This window comes from Clostridium subterminale (genome assembly GCF_039521425.1).
Classification (GTDB): Bacteria; Bacillota; Clostridia; order Clostridiales; family Clostridiaceae; genus Clostridium_J; species Clostridium_J subterminale.
On record NZ_BAAACI010000007.1, the window covers coordinates 175,540 to 189,286 of the forward strand.

At 29.0% G+C, this 13,747-nt stretch carries 17 protein-coding genes and 1 pseudogene; 1 reads left to right on the forward strand and 17 read right to left on the reverse strand.

Going from position 1 to position 13,747, the window contains the following annotated elements; all coding sequences use genetic code 11:
* Positions 1–471: 471 nt before the first annotated feature.
* The 16 genes from ABDZ93_RS14520 to ABDZ93_RS14595 form a co-directional block, all read right to left on the reverse strand.
* Complete coding sequence (locus ABDZ93_RS14520) at positions 472–915, reverse strand: hypothetical protein (RefSeq protein WP_343827166.1); 444 nt, start codon at positions 913–915, stop codon at positions 472–474.
* A gap of 8 nt (positions 916–923) precedes the next feature.
* Positions 924–1,253 carry a hypothetical protein gene (locus ABDZ93_RS14525; RefSeq protein WP_343827167.1) on the reverse strand — a complete coding sequence of 110 codons (330 nt, stop codon included), beginning with the start codon at positions 1,251–1,253 and terminating at the stop codon, positions 924–926.
* A 78-nt stretch (positions 1,254–1,331) separates the two neighbouring features.
* Positions 1,332–1,694, reverse strand: coding sequence for an RHS repeat-associated core domain-containing protein (locus ABDZ93_RS14530; protein WP_343827168.1), 363 nt, complete (start codon positions 1,692–1,694; stop codon positions 1,332–1,334).
* A gap of 332 nt (positions 1,695–2,026) precedes the next feature.
* Positions 2,027–2,368, reverse strand: coding sequence for a hypothetical protein (locus ABDZ93_RS14535; RefSeq protein WP_343827170.1), 342 nt, complete (start codon positions 2,366–2,368; stop codon positions 2,027–2,029).
* Positions 2,365–3,357 carry an RHS repeat-associated core domain-containing protein gene (locus tag ABDZ93_RS14540; protein ID WP_343827171.1) on the reverse strand — a complete coding sequence of 331 codons (993 nt, stop codon included), beginning with the start codon at positions 3,355–3,357 and terminating at the stop codon, positions 2,365–2,367. Before ABDZ93_RS14540 ends, ABDZ93_RS14535 begins: the two co-directional genes overlap by 4 nt.
* Positions 3,358–3,739: 382 nt before the next feature.
* A complete protein-coding gene (locus ABDZ93_RS14545; RefSeq protein WP_343827172.1) occupies positions 3,740–4,036 on the reverse strand; it encodes an immunity 53 family protein in 297 nt (98 codons plus the stop codon).
* Positions 4,037–4,088: 52 nt separating this feature from the next.
* Entirely contained in the window at positions 4,089–4,802 is a 714-nt protein-coding gene (locus tag ABDZ93_RS14550; RefSeq protein WP_343827173.1) for an RHS repeat-associated core domain-containing protein, read from the reverse strand.
* 479 nt (positions 4,803–5,281) lie between these two features.
* Entirely contained in the window at positions 5,282–5,725 is a 444-nt protein-coding gene (locus ABDZ93_RS14555; RefSeq protein ID WP_343827174.1) for a hypothetical protein, read from the reverse strand.
* An 8-nt stretch (positions 5,726–5,733) separates the two neighbouring features.
* Positions 5,734–6,504: an RHS repeat-associated core domain-containing protein gene (locus ABDZ93_RS14560; RefSeq protein WP_343827175.1), complete on the reverse strand. Its 771-nt coding sequence runs from the start codon at positions 6,502–6,504 to the stop codon at positions 5,734–5,736.
* A gap of 651 nt (positions 6,505–7,155) precedes the next feature.
* Positions 7,156–7,566 carry a hypothetical protein gene (locus ABDZ93_RS14565; RefSeq protein ID WP_343827176.1) on the reverse strand — a complete coding sequence of 137 codons (411 nt, stop codon included), beginning with the start codon at positions 7,564–7,566 and terminating at the stop codon, positions 7,156–7,158.
* Positions 7,567–7,589: 23 nt separating this feature from the next.
* Positions 7,590–8,258 carry an RHS repeat-associated core domain-containing protein gene (locus ABDZ93_RS14570; RefSeq protein ID WP_343827583.1) on the reverse strand — a complete coding sequence of 223 codons (669 nt, stop codon included), beginning with the start codon at positions 8,256–8,258 and terminating at the stop codon, positions 7,590–7,592.
* Between the two features lie 225 nt (positions 8,259–8,483).
* Positions 8,484–8,786 (reverse strand): immunity 53 family protein, encoded by a 303-nt coding sequence (locus tag ABDZ93_RS14575; protein WP_343827177.1) that lies wholly within the window; start codon positions 8,784–8,786, stop codon positions 8,484–8,486.
* Between the two features lie 133 nt (positions 8,787–8,919).
* Positions 8,920–9,474: a hypothetical protein gene (locus tag ABDZ93_RS14580; protein ID WP_343827178.1), complete on the reverse strand. Its 555-nt coding sequence runs from the start codon at positions 9,472–9,474 to the stop codon at positions 8,920–8,922.
* Between the two features lie 15 nt (positions 9,475–9,489).
* Entirely contained in the window at positions 9,490–10,404 is a 915-nt protein-coding gene (locus ABDZ93_RS14585) for an RHS repeat-associated core domain-containing protein (RefSeq protein WP_343827179.1), read from the reverse strand.
* A gap of 186 nt (positions 10,405–10,590) precedes the next feature.
* A complete protein-coding gene (locus ABDZ93_RS14590; RefSeq protein ID WP_343827180.1) occupies positions 10,591–10,785 on the reverse strand; it encodes a hypothetical protein in 195 nt (64 codons plus the stop codon).
* 145 nt (positions 10,786–10,930) lie between these two features.
* On the reverse strand, positions 10,931–11,560 hold the full coding sequence (locus ABDZ93_RS14595; RefSeq protein WP_343827181.1) for a hypothetical protein: 630 nt from the start codon (positions 11,558–11,560) through the stop codon (positions 10,931–10,933).
* Between the two features lie 402 nt (positions 11,561–11,962).
* On the opposite strand from ABDZ93_RS14595, the pseudogene ABDZ93_RS14600 reads away from it, so the two are divergent.
* Positions 11,963–12,243, forward strand: a pseudogene (locus tag ABDZ93_RS14600) (transposase domain-containing protein); the annotation flags it as partial.
* 1,007 nt (positions 12,244–13,250) lie between these two features.
* Here the strand turns inward: ABDZ93_RS14600 and ABDZ93_RS14605 are convergent.
* Positions 13,251–13,718: a hypothetical protein gene (locus ABDZ93_RS14605; RefSeq protein ID WP_343827182.1), complete on the reverse strand. Its 468-nt coding sequence runs from the start codon at positions 13,716–13,718 to the stop codon at positions 13,251–13,253.
* Positions 13,719–13,747 lie beyond the last annotated feature (29 nt).

Genomic DNA, 13,747 nt, shown 5'->3' on the forward strand with positions numbered 1-13,747 from the left:
TATATATTTTTATAGTTAAATATTATCCTAGTTTTATATGTATATAGTTAGATATTTCTATATATAAATAATTACCTATTTTTCTATATACATATTATAATCTTAAAAAATATAAAAATAATAAAGGTAAAGCTTATAGAATTTTCTATTTTCTTTACCTTTATGTTATATATTATTTATTTTTTAATCTTACTTTGATATTTAATTATAATGCTAAGTTCCATTTATAGTCTTAATTTTATGAAATAAACTTAATGTTATTTTGTAGGGATATACTTTAAAATTATGATACTTTTAAGAACAATATTTATCTTTCAATTTTGGCGTAATTTTAATCATTATAGGTATTGCAATCATTAATGATATAAGTCCCATTCCACCTACGTATAGATTATCAATAAATATACCTCATCTTATCTCTCATATGAATCACCTACCATAATGATAATTTTTAATTTCTTTGCACCTTTATTATTTATTCCATTTATCCAGTAATTCCTTTATTCTTATATCTATAAAAACATCAGGATTATACTTTGTTCTTTCATATACGATTCTTACTATATCCTTATATCCTTTTATTGTATCACTAATAACCATATCATAAGCCTCTAACTCATTAGACCTCAGTATTATCCCTTTGAATAATTTATATGGAAGTACTGTAACTATAGTTACATCTTTCCAATACATTACTTCTTTTTTAGTTCCAAATTTACGCACACGGGTAATTTTGTCATCCTCTATAGTAAAATATTCAAATAACGCAAATACATATTGAACTGATGCTATAAAAGCCACTATTGTACCAAATATCTTATACGCAATTTCTTTATCATTCCAGCTAATCCACAAAACCCCTAATATGCTTACTAAGCCAATAAACATAACGATTTTTTTACATCTATAAATCATAAAATTATCTACTCCAATCCAAGTTTTCTATACAATATGTTCTGATCATAATTAATTGCTGTACATGCAACATAATCTATACCAAGTGCCCCTACCACACTAAGAGTACCTGGAATCGGTCCAGTAGCCATTCCCGCTGCAACCAATGGTCCAGTTATATATTTATCTACTAAATACGCAGCTCCTACCCCCAATACTTGTATTTCTGTTTTATATGCCTTTTTTTCTAAAGACATATTAGAATCCCATGTAGAAGCAATATCTAAACCTACCGATGATGATGCTATCATAGCTGATAACTTTTTTGCTGCCGCTACATATGGTTTAATTTTTTGCATTATACTTGATGCAGGATACAGTCTAATACTACCATTATATAAATATGACTTACAACTTCTTGTTACGTTTTCTACTGCTCATAAAACTGTTCCTGCTATTGAACCTATTAAATTAGGTATTGAAAAATAAGATCTTTCTACATCTCCACTATTTGATGGAGTCGATGTATAACTACCTCCACTAACTCCTTCTGTAATACAACTGGAACTTAATCCATTATCATCTCTTCTATTTACAGGACTATTTAAACAATAAGCAAACATGTTACTTGATAACATTCCTTGTCCTGTAGATACTAACCCATCCACATTCAAGAATCTTCCCCACTCATGATTATAATATCTTGATTGTAAATAGTAATATCCAGTCTCCGTATCATATCTGTATCCTCTATATCTATATGGATTCTTTTCTCCTAATGCCTTTAAGTGACACTCCAAATTTTAATTTGGTTAGTGGAACTTACTCATTTGAATGTATATGAAAAGGAGTTTCCTTTTTAATTCACAGATATTAGCTTACCCCAAGTGTCATAGGTGTAAGAAACAATTTGAGTTCCATCGGAATCTAGTATACCTATAATATCACTTTGTGCATTTCTAATATAGAAATATTCTGTACCATTTAAAGCGAATCCTACTAAACCACTATCTTTATGTAAATATTCGTATACTAAAACATCCTATAGAGTAGACTTTTGGTCAATTACTCCATAGGATGTTTTTTAGTTTATCTAAAATTGTATATTTTCTTATGATGTTTTAAAATACTTTTAATGATTTTTATTATTTAATTTAGGTGCAATTTTAACCATTATAGGTATTGTAATAAATAATGATATAAATCCACCTCCCATTAAGTACATATTATCCATATATATACCTATCCACATAACTATACCTGGTAATACCATAAATAATAGTACTAGTGTCTGTTTATATTTTTTCTTTATTACTAGATATATTATAGGTACTACTATAGCAATTAATGCTATTGATGCTATCATAACACTACCACTATTACCATATTTAGCTGTTAAAACTCTATTCATGAAAATACCTAAAAAAACTCCTAATATTGAAATAGTATTCATTTTCTTTTCTATGTTAATCATCTCCCATATATAAAATCTTTCATTACATTTGCAGCTTTATCTATAAAAACACCTGCGGCAACACTTAATCCAAATGCTCCTGTAGCTGACACCTGTGATGGTACTCCTACTTTAGTTGCTGCTACTGCCCCCGCAGCTAATAATTGCCCTGCATAAAATCCAGCAAATGCTGTACCTACATCAATTACTATACCGACATACTCTTCATCATCATAGCTCTTTTTCACACTCTTTAATGCAAATCCAACTGTACCTACTAGTCCAAGACCTTTCTTTGCAAATTTAGCTCCCCCGCTAAATTCCTCAACATACATACCCATTGTTAAATAGTCAAGGTCCTTCCAAACTTTTTTTCCTTTTATAATAAATCCAGCTACCACATTGCCTACTTTATCTGCTGCTGCTGATAATGTTCCTGTGATACCACTCTTAACGTAACTAAATCCTGAATTGTTATTTAATATTGAACTACTTTTATTAGTATAAAACTTATTCATAGCAGCATACGAAGCTCGTCTCATTGCAGCTGTTTCTTCACCTTGAGTATATATAGTTCTAAACCCAGATGGATCTTTTGCTATAACAGGATTATTATTACAATATGCAAATATGTTATGAGATAATAATGCCCCTACATTTCCACCAAAAGCATCTGCATTCAAGAATCTACCTATCTCAGGATTATAATATCTTGATTGTAAATAGTAGTACCCAGTCTCAGTATCGTATCTATATCCTCTATATCTATAAGGATTCTTTTCTCCTAAGACTTTGTCTCCTGTTATAGATATTAACTTACCCCAGGTATCATAGGTATAGGAAACAACTTGAGTTCCATTGGAATCTAGTATTCCTATAATATCACTTTGTGCATTCCTAACATAGAAGTATTCTGCACCATTTAAAGTGAAGCCTACTAAACCACTATCTCCATAATTGTAAACTAATTTATCTATTGTACTTCCATTAGTTATTTCTTCATAAACCACATTATTTCCTTCTAGGATGTATTTAATTGATACTCTAAATCTTCTGATCTAGCCAGTATAACTTACTCATAGGTTAGTAGATTTCCTATAGTGCCATGAGCTATCACTTTTCTATTATAGGTGATTAATCTATCGGATAACTTTATATTTTCATAACCTTAATTTATATTTTTTATTTATATACCTAGTATTTCGTCGTTTCTTAATGCATATCGTGTAGCCTTTAAAATACTTTCACTTTTATATAACAGAAAAGAAACGTCAGCATATACTATATATTGACGTTCTATTATTAATCCAATAATCTATTTTATAATGTTTTTACTTATATATATTTCTCATATTCTATTAATAGTTAACTTATTTAAATTAACTATTAATACTATCTTTTATTTTCAGTTGCCCATTGCCTAAATATTTTTAGTATTTCTTCTAACTTATCTATACTACCTCCTCCTCTAAAAATTCCATCTACAACACTGCAATGAATCCAATTTAAATCATCAACATAGATTTGAACTGTATTAAATTGTACATCCTCTAAATAAGTATCCACCAAATCTATATCTAATTTCCATCCTGGATTATCAAGTGTATCTATTTTTATTCCATAATAGTGTTCCCAATCACCATCACAATTGCTTTTGTACCATTCACCTAACCATGCTATCATATCCATCTTATTTACACCTCTTTATATTATTAATTTGTTAGTGATTACCTGGAATTTCTCAAGGTAAAGGACGTCTAACCCCTCCTGGCACTATCTTATCATGCACATGCGGCATAAGATCCTCGCCAGTAATAGAATTCTTATGTGACTTACCAATTCCATCATATCCTTTCTCTAACTCAAACCCTGTAGGATTATTTAGATTTGGTTGCCATGTCTTATAATTAGTTATCTCTCCTGTATTAGGATTCTGCTTAAATGTACTATGTGGTCCTTCCGCCTTAATATCTGGTTTAAGTTTATTTTTAGCTCTCCCTTGTTTTTCTGGCTTTGATTTATTATTTGAACTATTATTCTCCGATTTATTATTTGAACTATTATTTTGGGTGCCGCTATTAGAAAAGGTTATAATATTCCAAATAGCTCCTATTGTTCCAACAGTGCCATACCATGCTCCTTTTACAGTGTCTGCTAACACTCCACTACCACCAATAGCAGCGGCACCAAAACCGCCTCCACCACCATATTCATTTGACATACAATGTGCCAAACCTAATGGATCTTTAAAAACTACAGGATTATTAGCACAATATGCAAACATATTATGTGATAACATACCTTGTCCTGTAGATACTAACCCATCCGCATTCAAGAATCTTCCCCACTCAGGATTATAATATCTTGATTGTAAATAGTAGTATCCAGTCTCTGTATCATATCTATAGCCTCTATATCTATAAGGATTCTTTTCTCCTAAGGACTTAAGTGACACTCCAAATTTTAATTTGGTTAGTGGAACTTACTCATTTGAATGAATATGAAAAGGAGTTTCCTTTTTAATCCACAGATATTAACTTACCCCAGGTGTCGTAGGTATAACCGACAACTTGTGTTCCATTAGAATCTAGTATTCCTATGATATCAGTCTGTGAATTTCTAATATAAAAATATTGTTCTGTGTCATTTAGTCTGAATCCTACAATGCCTTTATCTCCATAGTTATATAAAATTTTATCTGATGGCTAGTACCCCTAGATAACGATTTCTAACCTTCTGTGAGACAAACCCCTTCTCACAAAAGCTATGAACTCTGTTAATCTACACAACTTCCATTAGTTATTTCTTCATATACTACAATATTTCCTTTAAAAACTGATTATATAATAAATTGATCCATGCTTTTGTTTTTTATTATAAAAAGTGATAGCATTCAATTATAGAATTAAATTGCTATCACCTTTTTTACATATATTATTTATTCCATTTATCCAGTAATTCCTTTATTCTTACATCTATAAAAACATCCGGATTATCCTTTGTTCTTTCATATGCTATTCTTACTATATCTCTATATCCTTTTACTTCATAGCTAATAACCATATCATAAGATACCAATACATTAGACCTCAATATTATACCTTTATTTAATTTATATGGAAGTACTGTAACTATAGTTACATCTTTCCAATACATTACTTCTTTTTTAGTTTCAAATCTACGCACACGAGTAATTTTGTCATCCTCTATAGTAAAATATTCAAATAATGCAAATACATATCTAACTGATGCTATAATAGCCACTATTATACCAAATATCTTATACTCAATTTTTTTACTGTACCATATACTCCATATAAAACCTACTATGATTACTAATGCAATAACCACCATGGTTTTTTTATATCTGTAAATCATAAAATCATCTACTCCATTCCAAATTTCCTATATAGAATGCTTTGACCATAGTTTATTGCATTACCTGCAAGATAATCTATAGCAAATGCACATATCACACTACCAGCAACCCCAACCGGTCCACCTTCAATTCCTGCTGCAACCATTGGTCCAGTTATCCTTGCACCTACTAAATAAGCTACACGTACACCAGCTAATTGTATTAATGTTTTCCCTAACTTTTTTTCTAAAGACATATTAGAATCCCATGTAGAAGCAATATCTAAACCAGCTGATGCTGCAGTTATCATAGCTGATGACTTTTTTGCTGCCGCTGCATATGGTTTAATTTTTTGCATTATACTTGATGCAGGATACAGTCTAATACTACCATTATATAAATATGCCTTACAACTTCTTGTTACGTTTTCTACTGTTCCTAAAACTGTTCCTGCTATTGAACCTATTAAATTAGGTATTGAAAAATAAGATCTTTCTACTTCTCCACTATTTGATGGAGTCGATGTATAACTACCTCCACTAACTCCTTCTGTAATACAACCGGAACGTAATCCATTATCATCTCTTCTATTTACAGGACTATTTAAACAATAAGCAAACATATTATAACCAATGAATCCTTGTCCTGTGGATACTAACCCATCCACATTCAAGAATCTTCCCCACTCAGGATTATAATATCTTGATTGTAAGTAGTAATATCCAGTCTCGTTATCATATCTATAGCCTCTATATCTATAAGGATTCTTTTCTCCTAATGACTTTAAGTGACACTCCAAATTTTAATTTGGTTAGTGGAACTTACTCATTTGAATGTATATGAAAAGGAGTTTCCTTTTTAATTCACAGATATTAACTTACCCCAGGTGTCGTAGGTATAAGAAACTACTTGAGTTCCATTAGAATCTAATATTCCTATAATATCAGTCTGTGAATTTCTTATATAAAAATATTCTGTACCATTTAGAGTAAATCCTACTAAACCACTATATCCATAATTGTAAACTAATTTATCTGATGGCTAGTATCCCTAATCTTCACTAAGGCCTACTACGCCCCTAGATAACGATTTCTAACCTTCTGTGAGAGAAAACCATTCTCACACAAGCTAAGAACTCTGTTAATCTACTGTACTTCCATTAGTTATTTCTTCATAAATTACGTTATTTCCTTCTAATGTATATCTAAATTCAATAGCTGAATTCCGGGATTTAGTTATTAAAACTTACTTATACTATTTAAGGTGAAATTTACCTAAAAATACTTTTCAAACTTTTTATATAGAATTAAGATGACAAATTTATAATACCGTATATAAAAGAAAGAAAATCCCAATATATTGAGTGTACTGGAATTTTCTTTCTAATTTTTTATTGAATATAAATAATCCTAAATTATAATTATATCTTTAATAATACCCTTCTTATATATCATATATAAGTTTTAATTATAGGATAACTAGTTTCGATATTTTTTTTAATTATCATTCCTGCAATAGTCATACCTAAAAGTGATAATATACTAATTATTAATAATATTAACAATAACACTTTATATTCTGCTACATTTTGTGGAAAATAACTTAAAAATATAATTACTATTATAGTACTAACAATAGCAACTGCGAATGAGATTGCACTTACTATATAACAAACCTTCTCTCCTCCTGTTAATTTTTTTTTAAGTATTCCTATTAAAAACATAGCATATGAAACTGCTAGTATCCCTATAATAATGGGTACTGGTATATTCTCTATTCCTAAATTACCAAGTATAAGCTTCGATATAATAAAAACAGCTATCCCTACTAATGCATATATACCTTTATTATTATCATTCATCTTTCATCTCTCCTTATAAAGCTCTAATCAAACTTTTTAATAATCTCTGTGGCTCCCCATTTAGCACCTTCCGTAAGTACACCAATACCTAAACCTACACCTATTGCTACCCATCCTCCACTGGCTGTAAATGCGGCTGCCGCTGCAAATCCAAGTATATCAATACCACTTCTAACTAATCCAATACCTAGCCCATAACTCCTATTATCATATATTGATAATCCTAAGCCAACAACACCTAGTTGTTTAAATGCATCATCAAAAACTCCTAAAGTTACTGGAATTTTAGCTGATATTCCATAAAGCTTTGTCCTCATACTACCTAGAACTATGTCATCACCAAAATTTTCACATATACTGAACATTGTACCAGACAACAGCCCTGGCGTTGAACCAATTATTGTATCTTTTAATTTATTACCCTTAGAGTTAGTTACAGTGCTAGTATTCGAGCTTTTTCTTCTCCCATATTTCTCCATAGCTTTATATGAAGCTTTTCTCATTGCAGCTGTTTCTTCTCCTTGAGTGTATATAGGTCTAAACCCTGATGGATCTTTTGATGTAACAGGATTATTATTACAATAAGCAAATATGTTATGGGATAACAATGCACCTACATCTCCGCCAATAGCATCAATGTTCAAGAACCTTCCCCACTCAGGATTATAATATCTTGATTGTACATTGATTATTTCCTAATGAAATACTCTTCTTCCTTCTATATAATTTTCTAACATTCAATATCTTGTATAATTATTTTATTTTTATAATTCTATTCATAATTAAAATATCTTTAAAAATACTAGTAGTTTTAAAAAGATAAAAAACGTCACAGATATTCTAGTCTGTCGACGTTATACTATTACTTTTCTAACTTACTCTTAGTACTTTTGATCTTATATATTTATACTACTTTATTAATGATATTTTTTATTTTCAGTAGCCCATACTCTAAATATTTTTAATATTTCATCTAACTTATCTATACCACCTCTGCCTTTAAATACCCCATCTGCAACACTACAATGGATCCAATTTAAATCATCAATATATATTTGAACTTTATTAAATTCTACATCTTCTAAATAAGTGTCTACCAAGTCTATATCTACTTTCCATCCAGGGTTATCTAGCGTACATATCTTTATTCCATAGTAGTGCTCCCAATCACCATCACAATTATCTTTATACCATTCATTTAACCATAATATCATATCCATCAATTTACACCTCTTATTTTAAATTGAGTTATATAAACACAAGCTTATATAGAAGATTACCTATAAAATATTAACTAAAAGAATATTTTATAGGTAATTATTAATCTAATTATCTTAAATTAAATATATAGCTTTAATCCACTTTCTCTATTGAATAGGGATAATATGAGTAATCATCTTGAAAAAGACAATTATACACACTTACTGGAGGTTCTTTTAGTTCAAGACATATATCCGGAACTTCTCTCATTAGGGTATTATCATCCAAAAGAATAAGGTGATAATCTGAAATAAAATTATTTATTATTTTATTAAACTCCATATGCTTTTCACAATAAGGTATAGAACTAGTTTCACATTTTGTCTGACCATCAATATAATATCTTGAATATTTAAATACACAATAAGAAGCTAATACAGAAATTTCTATAATTATCCCATATACATCTTTTTCATTTTCTATATGCTCATGAAACTCTTTAGATCCTATATCAGCTCTAATATCTGATAAATTGATATACATAGAAAAGCACTTAGCATAATTAAAATCAGTAATATTATTAATATAACTATTTGGAAAGTATTTCTGCAACTTGTCAATCCAATAATCTCTATCAACATATTTGAGCAACAAAGAAGATCCTGCTGGATTTCTATATAAACTTTTAACGATTTCTACAATATCCATTTAATCACTCCATTTCTATTTAACCGGATAACTGTGTATTGTATCTTTACTAGGTGCATATTTAACATTAACTTTTGTTTCTCCATTTGCTCCTATTGGCCTTCCTGTATCCCATACCCTTACATTAGGATTATTTAATTTCGGCTCACCTTTTAACCATCCTTCCTGTGTTAAATCTACTCCATTTTCTCCTTCAGGCCATAGTGATTTATTTATTCCTTCTGATTCAAGAAATTTATTGTTAGGATGACCTATTACATGTTTACCTTGCTTACCAGCATCTACAGGCGGTGCACCTTTTACATTTCCAAACACCTTTCCTTGATTAGGTAAATTAGATTTGTTATTATTTCTTTTAGCCTTAGAATTATCATTTTTACTGTTGTTACTAGAAAAAGTTATAATTTTCCAAATAACTCCTATTGTTCCAACAGTGCCATACCATGCTCCTTTTACAGTGTCTGCTAACGCTCTACTACCAACCATAGCAGCAGCTCCGAAACCGCCTCCACCACCATATTCATTTGACATACAACGTGCAAAACCTGACTGATCTTTAAAACCTACTGGGGTATTAGCACAATATGCAAACATATTCTGGGATAATATTCCTTGTCCTGTAGATACTAACCTATCTGCATTCAAGAATCTTCCCCTCTCAGGATTATAATATCTTGATTGTAAGTAGTAGTATCCAGTCTCGTTATCGTATCTATATCCTCTATATCTATAAGGATTCTTTTCTCCTAATTCTTTATCTCCTGTTATAGATATTAACTTACCCCAAGTGTCATAGGTATAAGAAACAACTTGAGTTCCATTGGAATCTAATATTCCTATAATATCACTTTGTGAATTTCTTATATAGAAATATTCTGTACCATTTAGAGTAAATCCTACTAAACCACTGTCTCCATAGTTATATACCATCTTATCTGATAGCTAGTATCCCTAAGTTTCACTAAGGGTTACTACGCCCCTAGATAACGATTTCTAACCTTTTGTGAGAGAAAAACACTCTCCCACAAGCTAAGAACTCTGTTAATCTCCATTACTTCCATTAGTTATTTCTTCATGAACTACCTTATTTCCTTCTGGGACGTATTTATAGTTTACTCAACCTACTGTTTTTTCTGTTCTTATTCCATCACTATTATACTTATAACTAATGTTCTTATCATTTCCTGTTATAGAAGATAATGTTCTTCCACCTTCCCATTTAAAGGTGTAGCCATCATAATTTAATGGATTTCCTATGGCATCATAGGTATAGGCTAAGCTTTTCTTAAAACAATTTTCCATTATATTCACATACGAAAATATCCTACAGAGTCGTTTTATAGTGAACTACTCTATAGGATATTTAAAATCTTATATACATTTCCATATAATACATAACACTGCAATTATTAACTCTTCTTAAAAAGCAATTTTACCTAATGATATCCCTAACCATCTATTCTTCAGGTCTCCAGTTTTTATTCAAGCTTTTTCCATATAAATTCCAACGCTTTTCATGGTAGTTAGTCTTTATTCCATTATAGAAATTTATATCATTTCTTCTACATCCATAATTCCATGTTAAATCTACTATAATTGAAAATATAGTAATTATTTCGCTTGGAATATTTTTATTAAATAAGATTATATAATCATATGCATTGTTAATAGATGAATTTATTCTTTCTATTAAGCCTACTTGTTCATTTTCTTTAAATATATGAACATATTTTTCTGTTTGCTCAATAATTTCATAATTAATGCCATTTATATCTGCAATAATATTGCATCCACCATTAGATTTTTCACGTATACTCCCCACATGAATATCCTCTTTGTATACTTCAAATGGACAAACGCTAAATTTTAAAAAACTCATGAAAGGTATTAATCTTAAAATTATTTTATTAAAATTTTGCTGAGCTACATTATATAATTCGTTACCATACTTATCGCATACTATTATCTTGCATAAACTTGCAAAAGTTCCTTTAGTTGCTTCTACTCTATACATTAATTGTGTTTCCGTATATATACTATACTTGTAATTTGGTCTGTCACATGTATTTTGCGTAATTAACTTCATAATATCCCCTTATTTGTTATCCTTAATTTTTTCTAGATAATCCTTTTGGCACTTTATAAGGTAAATACTAAAAATCGTACTTACAGTATAAATATAGAACAACCCAAATATGCTATCCAATATATAATCATACCCCAGTGCAGACATGATTATTGACCATAAGATAACAAATATTAATGTAAATATAAAAGTTGATATAATTGTTTTATTTACTTTTTTCATATCACCAATTAAGTAATAATTAAAGGAAATTGCAAAAGAAACAAAAAAGTATGTTAGTGGTAATAAACAAAATATATATTTAAACTTTATAATTTTATTCATATTTCCTCTCCTTACTATATTTTACGTTCTGTTAAGTTATATGGACATTGCACTTCTCAACCTTTGGAAATATATTAAATTCGCATAGTACCAAATATCATACTCACAGCTCTCACATTATATTTCCTTAAAAATTCATCAATTTAAGCTATATATCAACTTCTATTAGTTATATAAAATATTAAGGTATTCCATGTAACAATAGCAAATTTAAAAAACAAATTGCCCCATTTTTCAAGATAAAACCTGATGATTAGCATACTGATGATACTGTTGTATTTATCAATGATGAGCATTATTATTTATGGTTAGAAATAGATTGTGAAACTGGGTTTATTTTAGCTTTTCACCTAACAAAATTCCTATATTAAGGATTCTTTTCTCCTAATGCTTCATCTCCTGTTATAGATATTAATTTACCCCAGGTATCGTAGGTATAAGAAACAACTTGTTTTCCATTGGAATCTATTATTCCTATGACATCACTCTACGCATTTCTAACGTAGAAATATTCTTCAGCGTAATTTAGTCTCAATCCTACAAGACCACTATCCACATAGTTGTAAAAAATTTTATCTGATTGCTAGTATCCCTAGATAACGATTTGTAACCTTCTGTAATAGGAAGTCGTTTTCACAAAAGCTAGGAACTCTGTTAATCCTTCTAGTTGTTATCTCAATGGCTATAATATAATTACTTTAGAATTCAGCATATTATTGTGACATATAATCAAATATTTCAAATATTAATTTGCCTATATAAGAAATGCTAAAAATCATAGTAACAATCCCTAAAAATTTATAATAATTCATAAAGAATTTATGCCCAAGCTGCTTACCTTCTTGTTTTGCGCTTTTAGAGAATTCTTTAAATGCTATATATCCAAGTAATAGCAAAAATAATAGTAAAATTATATATGATATATTAATTATAATTTTATATACATTTTGATTTATATTGACCACCCCTCATTTAATAATATTAAGTTATAAATTCCCATTTAAAATTTATGTCATCTTATATAATTCAATTAATGTAAGACTATAAAAGAATATATAATTGTTATAATCAAATATTTTATTCCCTTTTTAAGTTCATCTTTTCTTTTCTTCTTTTCTAAACTATCATCAAATGGTTTAAATGCTCTTTGAAAAGATATAACCCATTTCCAATTTAAATATATACTTATACAGAAAATAATAATATTTTTAAAGATATTTATCATACTATTTTTCACTTCCCTTTTAGTAAAAGTTTCAACTCGATAATATATTTAACTCTATTAGTTAATTCTTCATAAAACACATCATTTCCTTCTAAGGTACATTTAGGGTTTACTTAATTACATCTTGAACAAAAATTTATTTTAACTTATCTTCTTAAACATAATTTTCTTAAACTCCATGTATGCACTATTTCTATTTGACATTAATATTTCATGACTAATTATAGCTTCATCTATTGGAATTATCTCACTATATAGCAAGACATTATTTTTGATGTTATTTTTAATACTTAAATTTATATTGTATTTAGTAACATTAATATATTTTATTAAGTACCTAATGTCATCATATCTAATTATTAATTCAACATTAAAAGCATCCTTTCTTTTTCCTTCATCTTTATAAAAGTTTATGGATTCTATATTATAGTCATGGAAAGCATGTGTACTGTATTCTTTTGCAAAAATATAAGGTAATCTATCCTCATATTTTTTAAAATTATTCCAATACGTTTCAAGATTTTCCATCCAAAGTCCGTCAGCAATTTCACGTTCTGACTCTATCGTGCTATTCGATTTATCTAATAGTTCTAAAGTAAAATACTTCATATAATATCCTCCTCTTATTATATATTATG